Source organism: Thauera butanivorans (genome assembly GCF_048398245.1).
Taxonomy (GTDB): Bacteria; Pseudomonadota; Gammaproteobacteria; order Burkholderiales; family Rhodocyclaceae; genus Thauera; species Thauera butanivorans.
This window is the reverse complement of sequence record NZ_CP183038.1, coordinates 1,833,148-1,850,475: the sequence shown is the minus strand read 5'-3', so window position 1 is coordinate 1,850,475 and position 17,328 is coordinate 1,833,148. Positions and strand designations below refer to the sequence as shown.

The 17,328-nt window shown below is 66.0% G+C and carries 17 protein-coding genes; 6 read left to right on the top strand and 11 right to left on the bottom strand.

Annotation, left to right across the window (positions count from 1 at the left end):
- From ACNQFN_RS08965 to ACNQFN_RS08950, 4 genes are all read left to right on the top strand, one after another.
- Entirely contained in the window at window positions 1-1,023 is a 1,023-nt protein-coding gene (locus ACNQFN_RS08965) for an ABC transporter substrate-binding protein (RefSeq protein WP_068634605.1), read from the top strand.
- 62 nt (window positions 1,024-1,085) lie between these two features.
- On the top strand, window positions 1,086-2,162 hold the full coding sequence (locus ACNQFN_RS08960) for a methyltransferase (RefSeq protein ID WP_068634606.1): 1,077 nt from the start codon (window positions 1,086-1,088) through the stop codon (window positions 2,160-2,162).
- Between the two features lies 1 nt (window position 2,163).
- Window positions 2,164-3,180 carry a hypothetical protein gene (locus ACNQFN_RS08955; protein WP_068634607.1) on the top strand — a complete coding sequence of 339 codons (1,017 nt, stop codon included), beginning with the start codon at window positions 2,164-2,166 and terminating at the stop codon, window positions 3,178-3,180.
- 11 nt (window positions 3,181-3,191) lie between these two features.
- Window positions 3,192-4,079, top strand: a complete 888-nt coding sequence (locus tag ACNQFN_RS08950; protein WP_068634608.1) for a DUF364 domain-containing protein — start codon at window positions 3,192-3,194, stop codon at window positions 4,077-4,079.
- 84 nt (window positions 4,080-4,163) lie between these two features.
- Here ACNQFN_RS08950 and ACNQFN_RS08945 read toward each other — a convergent pair whose 3' ends face one another.
- The 10 genes from ACNQFN_RS08945 to ACNQFN_RS08900 form a co-directional block, all read right to left on the bottom strand.
- Window positions 4,164-4,742 carry an AsnC family transcriptional regulator gene (locus ACNQFN_RS08945; RefSeq protein WP_418648589.1) on the bottom strand — a complete coding sequence of 193 codons (579 nt, stop codon included), beginning with the start codon at window positions 4,740-4,742 and terminating at the stop codon, window positions 4,164-4,166.
- Window positions 4,742-5,251 carry an Lrp/AsnC family transcriptional regulator gene (locus tag ACNQFN_RS08940; protein ID WP_068634611.1) on the bottom strand — a complete coding sequence of 170 codons (510 nt, stop codon included), beginning with the start codon at window positions 5,249-5,251 and terminating at the stop codon, window positions 4,742-4,744. Before ACNQFN_RS08940 ends, ACNQFN_RS08945 begins: the two co-directional genes overlap by 1 nt.
- Entirely contained in the window at window positions 5,244-6,290 is a 1,047-nt protein-coding gene (locus tag ACNQFN_RS08935) for an Lrp/AsnC family transcriptional regulator (protein ID WP_418648588.1), read from the bottom strand. Before ACNQFN_RS08935 ends, ACNQFN_RS08940 begins: the two co-directional genes overlap by 8 nt.
- Window positions 6,290-7,504, bottom strand: coding sequence for a cytochrome D1 domain-containing protein (locus tag ACNQFN_RS08930; protein ID WP_418648587.1), 1,215 nt, complete (start codon window positions 7,502-7,504; stop codon window positions 6,290-6,292). The genes ACNQFN_RS08935 and ACNQFN_RS08930 overlap by 1 nt, the downstream gene beginning before the upstream one ends.
- 49 nt (window positions 7,505-7,553) lie before the next feature.
- Window positions 7,554-7,955, bottom strand: coding sequence for a c-type cytochrome (locus tag ACNQFN_RS08925; protein WP_418648586.1), 402 nt, complete (start codon window positions 7,953-7,955; stop codon window positions 7,554-7,556).
- Window positions 7,956-8,061: 106 nt separating this feature from the next.
- Complete coding sequence (locus ACNQFN_RS08920; protein WP_068634615.1) at window positions 8,062-8,394, bottom strand: cupredoxin domain-containing protein; 333 nt, start codon at window positions 8,392-8,394, stop codon at window positions 8,062-8,064.
- Between the two features lie 109 nt (window positions 8,395-8,503).
- Complete coding sequence (ltrA, locus tag ACNQFN_RS08915) at window positions 8,504-9,874, bottom strand: group II intron reverse transcriptase/maturase (protein WP_418646661.1); 1,371 nt, start codon at window positions 9,872-9,874, stop codon at window positions 8,504-8,506.
- Between the two features lie 466 nt (window positions 9,875-10,340).
- Window positions 10,341-11,213, bottom strand: coding sequence for an ethylbenzene dehydrogenase-related protein (locus ACNQFN_RS08910; protein ID WP_418648585.1), 873 nt, complete (start codon window positions 11,211-11,213; stop codon window positions 10,341-10,343).
- A gap of 67 nt (window positions 11,214-11,280) precedes the next feature.
- A complete protein-coding gene (locus ACNQFN_RS08905) occupies window positions 11,281-11,844 on the bottom strand; it encodes a NapC/NirT family cytochrome c (RefSeq protein ID WP_068634617.1) in 564 nt (187 codons plus the stop codon).
- A 109-nt stretch (window positions 11,845-11,953) separates the two neighbouring features.
- Window positions 11,954-13,636, bottom strand: coding sequence for a cytochrome D1 domain-containing protein (locus ACNQFN_RS08900; RefSeq protein WP_418648584.1), 1,683 nt, complete (start codon window positions 13,634-13,636; stop codon window positions 11,954-11,956).
- 225 nt (window positions 13,637-13,861) lie between these two features.
- On the opposite strand from ACNQFN_RS08900, the gene cobA reads away from it, so the two are divergent.
- Both cobA and ACNQFN_RS08890 read left to right on the top strand, forming a co-directional pair.
- Window positions 13,862-14,773 (top strand): uroporphyrinogen-III C-methyltransferase, encoded by a 912-nt coding sequence (gene cobA, locus ACNQFN_RS08895; RefSeq protein WP_418648583.1) that lies wholly within the window; start codon window positions 13,862-13,864, stop codon window positions 14,771-14,773.
- A gap of 59 nt (window positions 14,774-14,832) precedes the next feature.
- Window positions 14,833-16,275, top strand: a complete 1,443-nt coding sequence (locus ACNQFN_RS08890; RefSeq protein ID WP_418648582.1) for a putative nucleotidyltransferase substrate binding domain-containing protein — start codon at window positions 14,833-14,835, stop codon at window positions 16,273-16,275.
- Between the two features lie 24 nt (window positions 16,276-16,299).
- On the opposite strand, the gene ACNQFN_RS08885 is transcribed toward ACNQFN_RS08890, so the two are convergent.
- Window positions 16,300-17,217 carry a YihY/virulence factor BrkB family protein gene (locus ACNQFN_RS08885; protein WP_068634621.1) on the bottom strand — a complete coding sequence of 306 codons (918 nt, stop codon included), beginning with the start codon at window positions 17,215-17,217 and terminating at the stop codon, window positions 16,300-16,302.
- Window positions 17,218-17,328: the final 111 nt, after the last annotated feature.

The window sequence follows — 17,328 nt, the reverse complement described above, 5'->3', positions numbered from 1 at the left end:
ATGGGCCGCACTGCATTTGCCATCGGGTTTGCGCTGACACTGGCACTGGCCTTCGGGCCGCTCGATGCCAGCCAGTGTCAGCGCAGCGTGCCGGACGCAACAGGCCGGTCTGTCTGCATTCCGGCGAGAATCGAGCGCATCGTCATCACCTGTTACGGCGGTGCGGTGCAGGAAATCGCCCTGTTCAAGGGCGGCGGCAAGATCGTCGCCCAGCCCGGCGTGGAAAGGTTCCCGCAATTCGTACGGATGTTTCCGGGGCTCGGTGCCTTGCCGGACGTGGGCAGCTTCGACAATGTCAATCTCGAATCCCTGCTGGCGGCACAGCCGGACATGGTATTCGCCAGCTTCTTCTCCTCTGCGACCAACGACAAGATCAGGGCACTCGGCATCCCTGTGTTCGCCCTCGGAACGGGAAGGCAGGATATCCGAACGATTCTGGAGGAGTTCGAGCACGTCGGCACGCTGTTGGGCGAGGAAAGCAAGGCCCACGACCTTGTCTCGCACTGGCGCGAACGCCTGGCCATGATCCAGGAAAAAATCGCCGGCACCGCAACACCAAAGCAGGTTCTCTACCTCGGCAGTTCGGGCGGAACGGACAATCGCCTGGGATGGGGAGATGCTTTCATCTCGGCCGCCGGTGGCATCAATGTCGCCCACGATCTCGATGCCAAGGGCCCCATATCGGCGGAGCAGATCCACATCTGGAATCCGGACGTCATCGTTTCATCCGGCAATGAAGGCAGCCGCACATCGGCAGCATCGATCAGGACAAAAGCTGCCTACCGCCAGCTCAGGGCCGTCGTCAGCGGACAGATCCATGCCGTGCCCATCGGCGGCTTCTGGTGGGACAGGCCGTCGCCAGAAGCCATTCTCGGCATTCTCTGGTTGAGCAAGCTTCTTTATCCTGAGCAGTTGAAGGATGTGAACCTGGAACAGGAGACCAAGCTGTTTTTCGAAAGATTTTACGGCTATGCGCTCCCAGACGACGAATACCAGCTTTTTTTCCAGCGTGCAGTGCGGTGAATGCGCGCGGGACAGCCATTCCGTCGCCGGGGGATTCATCTACACATGACTGAAATACGAAAATGACGAACATTCCGCAATCGCTCATGAACCTGCGCTGCCCGGAAGGAATCGGCACAATCGACGACATTCTGGAAAGCCATCAACGCTATCAGGTCTTGCTCGCCGCGCTGGACCTGGGTCTGTTCGAGTTCCTGAACAGGAAGGGTCCAGGCAACCGGAACGAGATTGCCGAAGGAATCGGCATCAACGGAGTGTTCTCCCATGATTTTCTCAATGTCCTGGTCGAGGCCGGTCTGATCACCCTGGACGGCGAGCTGTATTGCAACGCCAGGGCTGCGACGGATTTTCTCTTGCGCGGAAATCCGTTCTATCAAGGTGACGTAGTCCGCAACGTCATCAGGCATTCATCCTGGAGCAACTTGAGCGCAGCGCTGACCCGCAATGAGCCTGCGCAGGGCAAGGGAAGCAGCTCCACCGGCCCAAACACCACCTTCATTTCCGCGCTCGGCCAGCGGGCCTTGCGTGGGGAACTGCAAGCCGTGACCCGAGCCATCTCGGGCTGGCGGGGGTTCAGGGATGCCCGACGCATCCTCGACGTGGGCGGCGGGCACGGCCTCTACACCATCGCCTTATGCCAGGCCAATCCGCTCCTGAAAGGCATCGTGCTCGATCAGGCAAGTGTTGTCGATAGCGCGACGCACTACATCGCCGAGCATGGGCTCACGGATCGGATCACCGCCGTCACAGGAGACATTTGCAGTGACTCAATCGGTTCCGGCTACGACATCGTGCTCATTTCCCACCTGCTGTACAAATTCCGCAAGAATCTCGCCCCCATCTTCGAAACAGTGCGAGCCAGTCTGAACCCTCGCGGTCTTTTCGTGAGCAATCACTGGTTCTGTGCTCCAGGATGTGCAACCGGAGAAAGCGCCGTGCAGGGATTGTCGAAAGCACTCCAGAGTTTCAGCCATCCACTGTGTCGGGAAGAGGAATTCGACAGGCTGTTCGACGAAAAAGGATTCAGTCTCGTGACGACGACATCGGCCATGACGGCATTTGGACCGACGCGCCTGCAACTGGCGGAAAGGCGTGGAAATGCTCAATCAATTACCCCGTTTTCAAACGCAGGAGAATGAGATGGATACCATCATCGACAAGATCGACCCCGCCAATCCGGCGCCCCCGCCCGCGGCCGCCGCGCTGCGCGGCATCGCCGACGGCTTCAAGACTTTCCAGATCCTGCGCGCGGGCTTCGCCAGCGGCCTGTTCGACTGGCTCGGCGACAACGGGCCAGCGGAAAAATCCGCGATCGCCGCCGCCACCGGGCTGCGCGGCGCCCACCTGGGCGGCTTTCTGCAGGCGCTGGAAGACCTCGGCCTGCTGGCCCGCCGCGAGCACCGCTACACGCTGGCGCCAGGCATGGAGGCCGTGCTGTGCGCCAGCAGCCCGTGGTGCCAGGCGCAGGCGATCGACGACCTGCTCGCCCCCGCCAATGGCTGGTCCGACCTCACCCGCTTCCTGTCCGACGCCTGGCTGCCGGAGGCGGCATCGCTGCTGCCGCCGGCACAGCACCCCCTCCTCGGCGACGCCTGCCGCCTCGCCCGCCACCTGGCGGCACGCCGCGGCACGACGCCACCGGGCCGCCTGCTGTGCATCGATGGCAGCGACGGCCTTCTCGCCGCGGCCCTGGCCGGACACTTCCCGGACGCCGACATCACCGTTGCCGTCACCCCCTCCACACTTGCGCGCACGCGCCAGACCCTCGGCGCCTGCCCGTCCGGCGGCCGCTGCCGCATCGTCACCGGCTCGCCGTTCGAACTGCCGACGGACGTGTTCGATCAGGTCGTCGTGTTCCACGCCCTCTATCCGGTACGGCGCGCGATGTCCGACGCGCTGGCGGCACTGGCCGCCAGCCTGGCCCCCGGCGGCGAACTGGTGCTCGCCCACTGGTTCTGCCTCGAAGCCTGCGAGACCGCGCCCGGCGGCCTGCGCGAACTTGACAAGGCGGTACTGACCGACAGCCACCCGCTGTGCCACGTCGAAGGCTTTTGCGCGCGCCTCGAAAGCGCCGGCCTGAGCGGCGCCGAGCGCGCCGACCTGGAGAGCGACTACGGCGTCACCAAGCTACATTTCGCCCAATGCCCGGAACGCTGAGGAGAAAGCACATGAACGGCACATCCACCGTCGGCACGCTGAAGCCGGTACCCGGCGCCAGGCGGCCCGACACCCTGCTCGCCGAACTGCACGCCACCGTGCTCGAACGGCTCGGCGACGAGGCCGGCCGGCTGGCCATCGAGCGCGCTGTGCTCGGCATCTTCTTCACCGGCGTGAAGCTCTCCAACGGCGCCGGCGGCCTGTGCGCGACGCCGATCAAGGGCGTGCCCGAAGCGGTATGCTGCCCCAGCTCCGCCAAGGCCATGCCGACGCCGGGCAAGCTCGCCGGCCGCCTGGCGGTCCAGGTGCTCGAAGACCTGTACCGGCCGCAGGACCTGCGCCGTACACTGGCCATCGCCACGCTCAACGCCCTGGCCGAGACGCTGTGGCTGCGCGACGGCGGGCCGGCCTGCGCCGAACTGCGCGAGGGCGACGCCTTCGACGCGCTGAGCATCCTGCCAGGCCAGCGCGTGGCCCTGGTCGGCGCCTTCCCGCCCTACATGCGCGAACTGCGCCGCCGCGGCCAGCCCTTCCACGTGCTGGAACTGGCGCCGGAAACGCTCAAACCCGAAGAACTGCCGTTCTACGCCCCGGCCGACCGCGCGCCGGAAATCGTGCCACAGGCCGACGTCTTCATCACCACCGGCACGACACTGACCAACGACACCCTCGACAGCCTGCTGCGGCTGCTGCGGCCGGGAGCGGAAGCGGCGGTGATCGGGCCCACCGCCACGCTGATCGCCGGACCCTTCGCCCGCCGCGGCGTCACCGTGCTCGGCGGCACGCGGGTGCTCGAAACGGACGAACTGCTCGAACGCCTTGCCGAAGGCGGATCGGGCTACCACCTGTTCGGCAAGACGGTTGAGCGCGTCACGCTGCGCTTGTCGGCCACATCATGAAAGGAACGGCCGGATAGCGCCGGAGCGGAACGCAGCGGCGGGCAGCCATGCGCCACGGCGCATCGAGCTGCCTCCCGCCTTCGCTCAACCGCCGATCCTGAGCCCGGTCTTCTTGAGAATCCCTGCCGAGAACAGCACGTCGCGCCCCCGGCAGGCACCGCGGAACTCGCGTTCGAGCAAGGCGGCGATTTCGGCCACGCGCGCCAGCGCGGCGTCGCGCGAAGCGGCGTGCACCATCGCGAACAGGTTGTAGGGCCAGTCCGGCAGGTGGCGCGGGCGGCGGTAGCAGTGGGTGACGAATTCCAGCGCGCCGATGCGCTCGCCGACGGCGTCGATCAGCGCGTCGTCGATGTCCCACACACTCATGCCGTTGGCGGTATAGCCGATGGCGTAATGGTTGGGCACCGCGCCGATGCGGCGGATGCGGCCGCTTTCCAGCATGCGCGCCAAGCGCGCGCGCAGCGTTTCCTCGTCGCAGCCGAGCTGCTCGGCCAGCGCCGCATAGGGACGCGCCACCAGCGGCAGGCCGTCCTGGGTGGCGAGGACGATGCGGCGGTCGAGTTCGTCCAGCGGCGCGACATGGGCTGCAGCATCGGACGCAACAGCAACCGATGGAATGGCAGCGCGGGCGGGAGACCTGGCCTTGGATTTGGGCATCGTCATCAGGCCTCCAGCTTCATCTCGACGAAGTATTCGCGCTCCTTCGGGAACAGGCGCACCGGCAGGCCGGTGGCCGCCTCGATGCGGCGTGCCGCGTCGGCGATGCCCTCCGGCCGCTCGGTGGCGAGCACGAACCACATGTTCAGGCGGTGTTCGCGCCGGTAGTTGTGCGCGACTTCGGAGAAGGCATTGACCGCCTCGGTCGTGGCCTCCCACTGTGCTTCCGGCACCGCCATCGCCGCCAGGCAGAAGGCGCCGCCCATGCGTTCGATCTGGAACATCGGTCCGAAGCGGGTCAGCACGCGGTCGTCCAGCATGGCGCGGATGCGGTCGATGACTTCAGCCTCGTCCAGTCCGAGAGCGGCGGCAACGTCGGCGAAAGGCGTGGCGGTGAGCGGGAATTCACCCTGCAGGGCGTTGATCAGGCGCCGGTCGACCGCGTCGGGCTCGCGCGCGGCGGCGACGCCACGGCCGCCTCTGGCGCCGCCAGCGGAAGCGGGCCGTTCAGACATGGGCGTTTTCCTTTTCCGGCAGGTAGCGCGCGCCGGTCTGCTTGAAGCGGCGGCAGCTGAACAGCACGTCGTGCGGCGCCATGTCGAGACCCAGGCGGGCGGCGATGTCGTCGCGGGCGGCGAGCACTTCTTCCCGCGCGCTGCCGTGGATCATGCAGAACAGGTTGTAGGGCCAGCCGGGCAGGATGCGGCGGCGGCGGTAGCACAGCGTCACCGCCGGCTCGCACGCCAGGCGGCGGCCCAGTTCGCCGACCTGCTCGTCCGGGATGTCCCACACGCACATGGCGTTGGCACCGAGGCCGAGCTCGTGGTGGCGCACCACGACGCCGAGGCGGCGGATGAGTCCTTCGTCCAGCCAGCGTTCGATCAGCTCGATCGCCATGCCTTCGCCCACGCCCGCTTGCTCGCCGAGTGCCGCATAGGGCCGTGCCACCAGCGGCAGACCGCCCTGCAGTACCGTGACCAGCTTGCGTTCGATGTCGGGCAAGGCACAGGCGCCACCCGCTGCCACAGTCGCAGCGTGCGGAACCGGGCCGGAAAGGTGGGGCGACGCCCGCTTCTGCTCGGAGCCGAGGTCGAAGCCGAGGTCGATGTGGTATTCCTCTTCCAGCGGCAGCACGATGACGGCGCAGCCGGTATCGCGCTCGATGCCTTCGACCACCTCATGCAGATGCTGCTCCGACGCGGCGGTGACGACGAACCACAGGTTGTAGCGGTGTTCGCGCTGGTAGTTGTGATTGATCGCCGCTTCGCGGCTGACGCGGGCGGCGACCGCTTCGAGCCGTTCGGGCGGCGCAGCCAGCGCGGCCAGCGCGCTGGCACCCAGCCGGCGCGGCGCGAACACCGCACCGACGCGGCTCACCACGCCTTCGCCGATCAGGCGGCGGTAGGCGGCGATCACCTCGGCTTCGTCCAGGCCCACCGTTTCGCCGATGCGGGCGAAGGGGCGCGGTTCGCATGGAAAGCCGCGCTGCCATTCGTTGAGCAGGCGAAAGGCGGTCGCGTCGACCGCGCCGGGCAGGGTGATGGCGCGCGGCATCAGAAGCCCGTCCGCGCGGCGCGCGTGGTGAAGAAGATGCCGCTCGGGCTGGCGGATTCGAAGCCGCCCACTTGCTGCTTGGTGGCGGTGTCGTAGATGACGACCTTGTTGTCGTCGCGCGCCGACAGCCAGACCTCATGGCCCTTGGACAGGAACTCCATGTGCAGGATGCTGCGCCCCGGCTGCAGTGTATGCGTCACCTTGCCGCTGACGGTATCGATGACCTGCACCCAGCCGTTGTCGGGAAAGGCGAAGTTCACCCAGATCTCGCGTCCGTCGGGCCGCGCCATGACGAACACCGGCTGGCTGCGGACCGGCACGCGGGCCACTTCCTGCCAGGTGCCGGTATCGACCACCAGCACTTCGTGGCGGCCGATGGCCGGCAGATAAGCCTTGCCGCCCGCCACCGACCAGCCGCGCAGGTGGGGCATCTTGAACACCGGCAGCGGCTCTTCGCCCTTGCCGTAGCCGGCGAGGATTTTTCGGCTGCCCTGCTCCGGATTCCACAGGTCGAGCATCGCCAGCCCGTCCTCGCCGAACAGGCCGGCGATGTAGTGGCGGCCGCTGGGCGTGACCAGCGCGTCATAGGGCTGATTGCCGCCGGCGAAGCGCTGGGTCTGCGGCTTCTTCGGGTCGGAGAAGTCGGTGATCCAGATCTCGCCCGCCTCGAACAGCGAATAGATGAAGCGCCTGCCCGGCAGGTCGGCCAGGCCGACGACCTTGGAGCGCAGGCCGCCTTCGGTGATGGCCGGCACTTCGGCGAGCAGTTCGAGGGTGTCGGCGTCGAAGGCCTTGACCCCGCCCGGCGCGTAGTTCTGCGCGACCACGAGCCGCCCGTCGTGCGAGATCGAGCCGCCGATCGAATTGCCCGCCTGCAGTACGCGGCCGACGATCTTCGCCTGCAGCAGGTCGACCTTGGTCAGCCCGCCGTCGCGGCCGAACACGAAAGCGTAGCGCGCGTCGCGCGAGAACACCACCGAAGCGTGCGACAGGTCGCCCAGGCCCTCGACTGTGGCAAGCACCGAGCGGCCGCTGGTCTCGACGATCTTGACCCGCCCGTCGGCACGCTCGATGACCACGCCCAGGTCGCCGGTGCCGCGCAGTTCGGCAGTGGGCGCGACCGTGGAGCAGGCGGACAGCAGCCAGACGATCGCCGGCAGGATCGCCGCCCACAGGAGGGGTGGCGCGAGACGTACCGTGCTTTGCGAGGACATCGGAAGACTCCGTTTGCGAGATGAATGCTGGGGGTGCAAGGCCAGTGGCTCAGCGCGCCGGCGGCAGGCCCGCGTCGGGCGGGAAGCCGCGCATCAGTTGGTCGACGATCCATTCGGCCTCGGCCTCGCTGACGATGCTGCGGAACGGCGGCATCGGCGTGCCCGGCCGGCCGCTGAAAACGGTGGCGACGAGGCCTTCGAAGGGCTTGTCGGCCAGCACGTCGGGCGTCAGCGCGGGGCCGAGTCCGCCGGCCAGGGTCAGGCCATGACAGGAGCCACAGTCCTGGCGCACGATGTGGACCAGTTCGCGCGCACGCTGGGCCTCGGGCGCGGCCAGCTCAGGCACGACCGCGGCAGGCTGCGCTTCCTGCGCCGATGCCGACGCGAACGCGGCGACCAGCGCGGCACCGATGAAGACGGCGACATGGGCAAACAGTGGAGGGATTTTCATCACGCATTCCGTTGGCGAGGCAGTGCGTGAAAGGATGGCGCCGGAGGCGCGGCGATGCCTTGACTCGTATCAACCCCGACGCTGCCGCGGTCTTGGCATGGCGGAATCAGGGCTCGACGACGATGAGGCCCTTCATTTCCGGATGCGGACCGCAGGTGTATTCGTAGCTGCCGGGCTGCTCGAACTTGCGCGACCAGCGCTCGCCGGGAAAGAAGCGCTCGGACTCCTCCCCGCTCCCCCTGAACAGCACCGAATGGCTGACGCGCTTCTCGTCGTTGATCCAGGTCACGGTGTCGCCGGCCTTGATCGTGAGTTCAGCGGGCGTGTAGGCGTATTGGACGATACGCACCTCATGCTCGGCCGCCCATGCTCCGCCCGCAGCCAGTGCTCCAGCCAGCATGCCCGCGCGCAGGCTGCGTGCAATCCATTTCGTCTTCATGCTTTTCTCCGGTCCGGGAAATCGGGATAGGGGCGGCCAGCTTACCCGGCCGACCCCTCCCACACCACCCGGCATGCGGGTCCGCACCGGGCGGTTCGAGTCGTTGAGGTTATGAGAGCCGAGGGACGCCGAGTCGGTCGAAGTAAGCGACAGGCATCGCGCGGTTCAATCGCATGCGGCTGTTACGCCACCAGCACCGACTGTTCGCCGCCACCTTGCGGGCATCCTCTTCCGAGGCGCCCATCGCTTTCAACTCCCGGTACATCGTCGTACCCCGACGCCAGTGCTTGAGCTGCACCGCACGCAGCCGGTGTCTTATCCACTTGTCGAGTTTGCGGAACACCTTGGGTGTCTGCGCAAGCTGGAAGTACGTCTTCCAGCCCGGCATGTAGGCCCGCAGCCGTTCGGCAATCTCGGTCAGGTTGCGCCCACCCGAGCGACGCGTGAATTGCCGGATGCGTTGCTTGAAGGTCTTGAGCGCCTTGTCGGCCACCCTGCACTTGACCTGTCCGCCCGGGCCGTACCAGAAGGCGTAGCCCAGAAACTTGCGGCCCGAGGCCGGCGCAACGGCCGTCTTGGCGTCATTGACCTTCAGGTGAAGTCGTTCGTAGAGCTTGGTCAGGCCCGCCAGCACCCGTTCGCCTGCGCGACCACTGCGTACATATACATTGCAGTCGTCGGCATAGCGAACGAAACGGTGGCCCCGTCGCTCCAGTTCCCGATCCACCTCGTCAAGCAGCACATTGGCCAGCAGCGGCGACAGTGGGCCGCCTTGCGGCGTCCCCTCGTAGCGCGCCATGGCCACGCCGCCATCCATGATCCCGGCCACGAGGTAACGACGGATCAGCCGCAGCACGGCCTTGTCCTCGATTCGCCTCGACAACCGTTCCATCAGGATGTCGTGATTGACTCGATCGAAGAATTTCTCCAGATCCACATCGACCACCACCCGGTAACCGTCCTGCACGTAGCGCTGTGCATCGAGCACCGCGTCGTGGGCACGGCGTCCCGGCCGGAAGCCGTAGCTGTGTTCAGAGAACGTTGGATCAATCCTGGGCTGCAAGACTTGCAGCAGGGCTTGCTGGATCAGCCGATCCGTCACCGTCGGAATCCCCAATTCGCGCACCCCACCATCGGGCTTCGGGATCTGGACACGGCGCACCGGCAGGGGCCGGTAGCTGCCATCCAGCAAGGATTCCCGAATCCGGGGCCAGTGCGCTCTCAGTTGCTCCGCCGTCTCGGTGATCGACAACCCATCCACCCCAGCACTGCCGCGATTGGATTTGACGCGTTTCCACGCCGCCTCCATGTTCGCGCTCGCGAGCACCTGCGCAAGCAGGTCATCTCGCCCCGGGCTTCCAGTTCCATGCCGCGCCGTCCGTGCTTCATCACGCACTGCTTCGGACGCGGCTTCACCGAGCCCTCCCGCATTGCGCCCCGGCTCCCCGAGCTTCTGATGCACTTCACGTCCGAGCAACACGGCCTTCGGCCCTCCTACTCGTTCGGCCCTTCGCCCCAAACCAGCGGCTACTACGGCCTCTGCTGACTTCTCGCTCCGGTTAAGCGCCGTCGCCCTTTCAGGCACAAGGCGAGACCTCCCCAGGTAAGAACGCACTCCTTCGCTGCACAACCGCCGGATCTACGCCACTTCGCCTTGATCACGAGAGCTTCGCGATTACGTGCTCGCTCGCCCTGCTCCGCAGCGCCTTCTATCCGATTCTTGTCCATCGGCTCGCAGCTTATGCTCCACGCTTCCTCCCCACGCTCGGTCACCCTCACGCAGTTGCGCTTCACTTCGTTCGCTGTGATCAACTTACGGCGGGACTTGCACCCGCAGGAGGGCGCCCATGCTGGGCGCACACGCACAACGGGAACCCGCGCACATGCACGGGTTCCCGTCCTCCTGCCGTGCGTGCGGCACCGACGCCGCACGCTGCCGCCCTGTCTTACTGCTTGGCGGCGGTGATGTCGGCCTTGGCGTCGATGCCGAGCTTGTAGCCCAGCGAAACGTGGTGGAAGCGGCCAGCCGCGCTGTCGTCATGGATTGCGAAGCCGAAGTTGTAGGTCTTGCCCGCTTCGAGGGCGACGTCGCCCTGCCCGCCACCCGCCAGCTTGCGGGTGAATACCACGGTCCAGTTGTCGCCGTCCTGCTTGCCTTCGGCGCTGACCAGCGCGCTGCCGCCTTCCATCACGCGGGTGTCGGCGACGTGGCCGTCGAAACCCTTGTTCTCGCCGCTGCGCCACTGATACAGGTCGTAGAACTTGCCACCGGCCAGCGATGCGTCCTTGACGTACTTGGTCGTGGTGTCGGCCGCACCCGGCATGGTGCGCGAATCGGTGTGGCAGGTCGCCCAGCAGCCGCTCTGATCGGCGAGTTCAACTTGGCCGGCTTCGAGCATGAACGCGATCTTGACCGGGTTCTTGTCGTCCATCTTGGCCGCGCCCGAGGCCGCGGGCTGCTTCCAGGAGAAGCGCAGATAGAGATTGTCGGCGTCATGCGCGGCCTGCACCTGCACCGGAATGAAGGCCGCCTTGCCGGCGATCGGGCTGGGTTCGATCTTCTGGCCGCTGGCGATCTTCTTGCCCATGTCGGCGGTTTCTTCATGGTGGCAGTCGGCACAGGTCTCGCCTTTTCGCAGCGCACGCGCACCGCCGTGCGCACTGCCTTTCTGGATCCATTCCAGCGGCGACACGCCCGGGTAGAACAGCGTGATGTCCTTGGCCTCGACCTTGCCCCAGTCGGGCGCCGCGGCCAGCACCGATCCGGTGCCAAGGGCGAGAACGGTGCCGACGGCAGCTGCGATCATCGTCTTCTTCATGTTCGTTTCCTCACTGTGGATGGGTCGGGAAGAAAGCCGGGCGCCTGCAGCGCAGGCGCTCGCCGGATCATTCCTCGTCTTCGTCGGTCATGCCCTCGGGCTTGTGGTGGGCGATGCCCTTGTGGCAGTCGATGCAGGTCATGTTGTCTTCGATGGCCATCTCGTGCTGCTTGCGTGCGCGCTGCTTTTGCTTTTCGGGATCCATGCTCTCGAAGCCGTGGCAATTGCGGCATTCGCGCGAATCGGCGGCCTTCATCCGTGCCCATTCGCTGCGCGCCAGCGTCAGGCGCTTGGCTTCGAACTTCTCGGGCGTGGAAATGCTGCCGGTGATCTTGCCCCACACCTCCCGCGAGGCCTGGACCTTGCGGATCATCTTGTGCGTCCACTCCTTGGGCACGTGGCAGTCCGGACAGGTCGCACGCACGCCGGTGCGGTTGTTGTAGTGGATGGTTTCCTTGTATTCCTGGTAGACGTTCTCTTCCATCTCGTGGCAGGAGATGCAGAAGGTCTCGGTGTTGGTGGCTTCCAGCACGGTGTTGAAACCGCCCCAGAAAAGCACGCCGAGTAGAATGCCGACAGACAAAAGGCCACCCAGCGAGTACTTCGTGGAAGGCCGGCGCAGGCGGGCCATCAGGCCGCCGGAATCTTGTTGTTTGGAGCTGTCTCGATCTGTCATGGGAGTCCCCTCGCGCCCCCGCGCCGCATGGCGCGGGGGTTCGGGTCAATGATCGGCTAGGCGATCAATAGACGTCGTGCATCGTGTTATAGACGTTGAACTTGCCGGTGGGCGTCACGACCTCGGGGTCGGTGATGACCTTCTTCACCTTCAGCGTCTTGTCGTCGTAGATCACGATCGCCGACTGATCGACCTTGCCGCCCCACAGCGAGATCCACACTTCGTCGCCCGCCTGGTTGTACTCGGGCTGCACCGCGCGGCGGATCGCCTTGCTTTCCGGCAGGCCGGAATCCTTGGCGACGTTGAGCTGCACCGGTGCCTTGGTGAGGTCGTTCATGTCGAACACATACACCGACTCGGCGATCTCGCGCTCGGGGTTCATCGGCGCATCGGCCCAGAAGTGCTTGGACTTCGGATGCGTCTTGACGAACAGGTTGCCCGCGCCCGGCATCTTCAGTTCCTGCACGACCTTCCAGTTGTGCTCCTTGAACTTGGCGAACTTGGGATCGTCGGACGGCGTCGAGATCAGCGATACCACTTCATCGCCGAGGTGGCCGGTCGACCACACGGGACCATACTGCGGATGGACGAAGTTGGCGCCGCGGCCCGGGTGCGGGATCTTGGCGGTATCGACCAGGGCCGCCAGCTTGCCGGTCTTGGTGTCGACCGCAGCGACCTTGTTCGAGGCGTTCGCCGCAACCATGAAGTAGCGGCCCGACGCATCCCAGCCGCCGTCATGCAGGAACTTGGCCGATTCGATCGTGGTGGTCTTCAGGTTCTTGATGTCGCTGTAGTCGACCAGCAGGATCATGCCGGTTTCCTTGACGTTGACCACCCACTCGGGCTTCTGCAGCGAAGCGACGATGGAGGCCACGCGCGGCTCGGGGTGGTAGTCGCCATCCACCGTCTGGCCGCGGGTCGAGACGACCTTGATCGGTTCGAGCGTCTCGCCGTCCATGATCGAGTACTGGGGCGGCCAGTAGGTGCCGCCGATCAGGTACTTGTCCTCGTAGCCCTTGAACTTCGAGGTATCGACCGAACGCGCATCCGAACCCAGGCGCACCGTGGCGACGGTGGTCGGTTCTTCGTACCACATGTCGATGATGGTGGTCAGGCCGTCGCGGCCGACGGTATACACGTAGCGACCCGAAGCCGACAGGCGCGAGATGTGAACCGCGTAGCCGGTGTCGAGGATCTTCCAGATCTTGTGCGTGTCGCCATCGACCAGGGCCAGCTTGCCGGCGTCGCGCAGCGTGATCGCGAACACGTTGTTCAGGTTGACCTTGTTCATCTGCTTCTTCGGACGCTGATCAACCGGAACGATGAGCTTCCAGCTATCCTTCATGTCCTTGAGCGAGAACTCGGGCGGAATCGGCGGCTCGTTCTGGATGTAGCGCGCCATCAGATTGATTTCTTCCGGCGTCAGGATGTCGTCGTAGTTGACCATGCCGCCTTCGGTACCGTAGGCGATGATCTTCTCCAGACGGTCGGTGCCCAGCTTCAGCGTGCCGCCTTCCATCTTGGTGCCGTCGTCCAGCGTCTTGCTCCAGTGCGGCTCCAGATTCTTGCCAGTGGCGCCCTTGCGCAGTACGCCATGGCAACCCGCACAGCGTTCGAAATAGATCTGTTTTGCCTGCTCCATTTCTTCCGGCGTCATTTTCGGCGCCGTCTGCGCCCATGCGCTTCCCAGCGCCATCGGCAGAATCGCCAGCGCCAGGGTTTTACCAATCCAGCTCTTGTTTTGCATTGCCCTCTCCTTAAGCACGGGACGTCGAAGTAACACTGCGGCGCCAGTATCGAATCGCACACGCCCCCCGATCCTTGATTTGAGTTAATTTTCCCTACGCCTTGTACGGATAAAGTGCCGTCACACGTTCAGCAGCGCCAAACCGTTGAGCGAATAAGCAAAATGGAATATTGAGGCCGCGTGTACACGCGGCCGTCGATCCCCTGCACAAGACGGAGCCGTCCCATGCACGCAGCCACTCTCGCCCCCGCGGCCACCTCCCAATCCGTTCAGGCCGCATCCGCTCGCCAGCCGGGCGGATACGAGGCACCAGGCCGGCCCGGTGCGCTGGCGCCGCAAATGGAAGACGAGCACGATGCCGCCACGTGCGGCTGTGTGTATCTGGTGGGCGCGGGTCCGGGCGATCCGGAGCTGCTGACGCTGAAGGCCGCGCGCCTGATCGAGTCGGCCGAGGCGGTGGTCTACGACCATCTCGTCAGCCAGGCCGTGCTCAGGCTGATTCCGGCGACGGCGCGGCGCGTCTATGCCGGCAAGGAAGCCGGCAACCACGCCCTGCCCCAGCACGAGATCAACCGCCTGCTGGTCGAACTGGCCGGCGAGGGCTTGCGCGTGGTGCGGCTCAAGGGCGGCGACCCCTTCATCTTCGGCCGCGGCGGCGAGGAAATGCAGGCGGTACAGGCCGCCGGCCTGCATTGCGAGATCGTCCCCGGCATCACCGCCGCGGCCGGCGCAGGCGCCACCACCGGCATCCCCCTGACCCACCGCGAACATGCACAGACGCTGGTTTTCGCCACCGGGCACCTGAAGGACGACACCGTCGATCTCGACTGGGAAGCGCTCGCGCGCCCGAACCAGACCGTGGTCATCTACATGGGCCTGGGCGCGCTGGACATCATCTGCCGCGAACTGGCCGCCCACGGCCTGCCGGCCTGCACGCCCGCGGCAGTCATCCACGGCGCCACCACCGCCGAGCAGCGCAGCGTCTACAGCACGCTCGGCAAGCTGCCGGCAGCCGTGCTCGAAGCCGGCCTGCGTCCGCCGGCGCTGATCGTCATCGGCGATGTCGTCGCCATCGGCCGGAACGCGCTCCAGTCCGCCTGTACCCTGGCCGGCCAGGGCATTGCTGCGATGCAATGACTGCACTGCGGCCATGGGTATAATCCGCGTTTCATGACCCTGTCCCACGGATATCGCCCATGGCCGAAGAGAACCAGTTTTTCCGTCCCGTAAGAGACTTCTGCCAGCGTCAGGTCATGACCTGCAGCGCGGGCGACAGCTTGGTGTCGGCCGTCGCCGTGATGCGCGAGCGCAACATTTCCAGCATGGTGGTGCTCGGCGGCGACATGCCCGAAGGCATCTTCACCGACCGCGATCTGCGCAACAAGGTCGTCGCCCCGGGGCGTTCACCGGTCGAGCTGACGGTGGGCGACGTCATGCACTCGCCGCTGGCCACGATCGGCGAGGACGACATGCTGTACGAAGCGCTGTACCGCATGTCGCGCCTGAAGATCCACCGCCTGGTGGTGGTCGATGAGCAGGGCGCGCTGGCCGGCATCATCACCGACACCGACATCCTGCGCCTGCAGGCGCACTCGCCGCACCAACTGGTGCTCGACATCGAGAAAGCCGCTTCGGTCGAGGACCTGCGCGCGCTGCACATCCGCATCCAGAACCTGGTGCTGCACCTGTCCGGCACCGGCGTGCCGATCCGCGACATGGTCAAGCTGATCGCCCACCTCAACGACCAGGTGCTGATCCGGCTCATCGCGCTGCTGCGCGCCGAGCGCCACGCCGGCCTCACCGACGACTTCGCCTTCGTCGTCATGGGCAGCGAAGGCCGCGGCGAGCAGACACTGACCACCGACCAGGACAACGCCATCATCTACGCCGACGATCTGCCGGCTGCCGATGTCGCCCGCCTGGAAGCCTTCTCGCACGACCTCATCGGCGCCCTGATCTCGATCGGCGTGCCCGCCTGCAAGGGCGGCATCATGGCGCGCAATCCGGAATGGCGGCGCAGCCTGTCGGGCTGGAAAACGGAACTCAACCGCTGGCTGACGACGCCGAAGCCCGAGAACGTCATGACCGGCAGCATGTTCATGGATCTTCGCGCACTGTACGGCCGCGACGATCTGGTGCGCTCGCTCAGGGAGCACGCCTTCACCATGCTGAGCACCGATCAGGGCTTCCTGATGCGCATGGCACAGAACATGACCAACTTCCGGCCACCGCTGGGCTGGTTCGGCAAGATCAAGCTGGAAAAGAACGGCCCCCATCGCGGCAAGCTCGACATCAAGAAGGCCGGCATCTTCGCCATCACCGACGGCGTCAAGGCTCTGGCGATGGAAGCGCGCAGGCTCGAGGGCAGCACCCACGACCGCATCGAGATGCTGGTCGAGACCCAGGTTATGAATCCACAGGACGCCCGCAACCTGATCGCGAGCTTCGATTTCCTGGTCGCGACGCGCCTTCGCGGCCAGGTCGACGCCCTGCGCGCCGGCGCCGAGCCCAGCAACTACGTCGCCCTGGAAAGCCTCAACACCATGCAACAGGGCGAACTGCGGCTGGCGCTCGAGCAGGTGGCCCGCTTCCAGGACTTCATCAAGCACCACTTCCGCCTGCACCTGTTGCGCAACTGAGCGCGCCCGGCCGCGGGGCAGCGCTCAGGCCACCGGGTCGGCGTCCTGCACCGGAGCGCGCACCACGCACACCGCCGTCGCCCGCGGCACGATGCAGCGCCCGCTCGCCTCGACCGTCGCCCGGGTGAACGCGGCGCCGAGCAGCAGGATCAGCGACGAGTAATTCACCCACATCAGCAGCAGCACCAGCGAGCCCGCCGCGCCGTAGGACGACGCGGTGGCGGTGGTCGACAGGTACAGCGCGATCAGCGATCGCCCCAGCACGAACAGCAGCGCAGTCACCAGCGCCCCCAGCCAGACGTCGCGCCAGCCCAGCACCACGTCCGGCAGCACGCGGAAAATGGCGCCGAACAGCAAGGTTATGACAACGAGCGACACGATCCAGTCCGCCCCCAGCAGCACGAAGCCCGGCACCGGCAGCCAGTCCTGCGCAAAGGCCACCACCGTCCGCATCGCCACGCTCAGCGCCAGCGACACCAGCAGCACGAAGCCGATCGCCAGCACCACGGTCAGCGACAGCAGCCGTGTCTTCAGGTAATTGAGCACGCCGCTGCGCGTGGGCTGCGGCGCCACGCTCCAGATCGCGTTCAGCGCGCCCTGCATCTGCGCGAACACCGTCGTCGCGCCGAAGATCATCGCACCGAAGCCGGCGATGGTCGGCAGCAGGCCGCTGTGCTGGATGCGGCTGTTCTCCACCGCGGTCTGCACCGCGGTCGCCGCCTCGACCCCGATCGCCGCTTCGAGCTGCTGCACGATCTCGCCCTGCGCCGCACGTTCCCCCAGCACCAGGCCGACGATGCTCACCGCCACGATCATCACCGGCGCCACCGAGAACACGGTGAAGAACGCCAGCGCCGCCGCATGCACGAACACCTGCGCCTCCAGCCACACGCGCACCGTGGTTTTCGCCACAGCGACCCAATACTGCACCCAAGCCTTCATCGGGGGATTTCCATCGAGTTGAGCATGGAGTCATTTAGCGCATGACGGCGGCAGGAGGCAAGCTTTCGCTGCTCTTCCGCCAGCCGTCGACTGCGGTAAACTCCCGCGCAC

Coding starts and splice junctions, on each gene's coding strand:
- ACNQFN_RS08965 (WP_068634605.1), top strand. CDS start 1: ATGGGCCGCACTGCATTTGCCATCGGGTTTGCGCTGACACTGGCACTG.
- ACNQFN_RS08960 (WP_068634606.1), top strand. CDS start 1,086: ATGACGAACATTCCGCAATCGCTCATGAACCTGCGCTGCCCGGAAGGA.
- ACNQFN_RS08955 (WP_068634607.1), top strand. CDS start 2,164: ATGGATACCATCATCGACAAGATCGACCCCGCCAATCCGGCGCCCCCG.
- ACNQFN_RS08950 (WP_068634608.1), top strand. CDS start 3,192: ATGAACGGCACATCCACCGTCGGCACGCTGAAGCCGGTACCCGGCGCC.
- ACNQFN_RS08945 (WP_418648589.1), bottom strand. CDS start 4,742: ATGACGATGCCCAAATCCAAGGCCAGGTCTCCCGCCCGCGCTGCCATT.
- ACNQFN_RS08940 (WP_068634611.1), bottom strand. CDS start 5,251: ATGTCTGAACGGCCCGCTTCCGCTGGCGGCGCCAGAGGCGGCCGTGGC.
- ACNQFN_RS08935 (WP_418648588.1), bottom strand. CDS start 6,290: ATGCCGCGCGCCATCACCCTGCCCGGCGCGGTCGACGCGACCGCCTTT.
- ACNQFN_RS08930 (WP_418648587.1), bottom strand. CDS start 7,504: ATGTCCTCGCAAAGCACGGTACGTCTCGCGCCACCCCTCCTGTGGGCG.
- ACNQFN_RS08925 (WP_418648586.1), bottom strand. CDS start 7,955: ATGAAAATCCCTCCACTGTTTGCCCATGTCGCCGTCTTCATCGGTGCC.
- ACNQFN_RS08920 (WP_068634615.1), bottom strand. CDS start 8,394: ATGAAGACGAAATGGATTGCACGCAGCCTGCGCGCGGGCATGCTGGCT.
- ACNQFN_RS08910 (WP_418648585.1), bottom strand. CDS start 11,213: ATGAAGAAGACGATGATCGCAGCTGCCGTCGGCACCGTTCTCGCCCTT.
- ACNQFN_RS08905 (WP_068634617.1), bottom strand. CDS start 11,844: ATGGCCCGCCTGCGCCGGCCTTCCACGAAGTACTCGCTGGGTGGCCTT.
- ACNQFN_RS08900 (WP_418648584.1), bottom strand. CDS start 13,636: ATGCAAAACAAGAGCTGGATTGGTAAAACCCTGGCGCTGGCGATTCTG.
- cobA (WP_418648583.1), top strand. CDS start 13,862: ATGCACGCAGCCACTCTCGCCCCCGCGGCCACCTCCCAATCCGTTCAG.
- ACNQFN_RS08890 (WP_418648582.1), top strand. CDS start 14,833: ATGGCCGAAGAGAACCAGTTTTTCCGTCCCGTAAGAGACTTCTGCCAG.
- ACNQFN_RS08885 (WP_068634621.1), bottom strand. CDS start 17,217: ATGAAGGCTTGGGTGCAGTATTGGGTCGCTGTGGCGAAAACCACGGTG.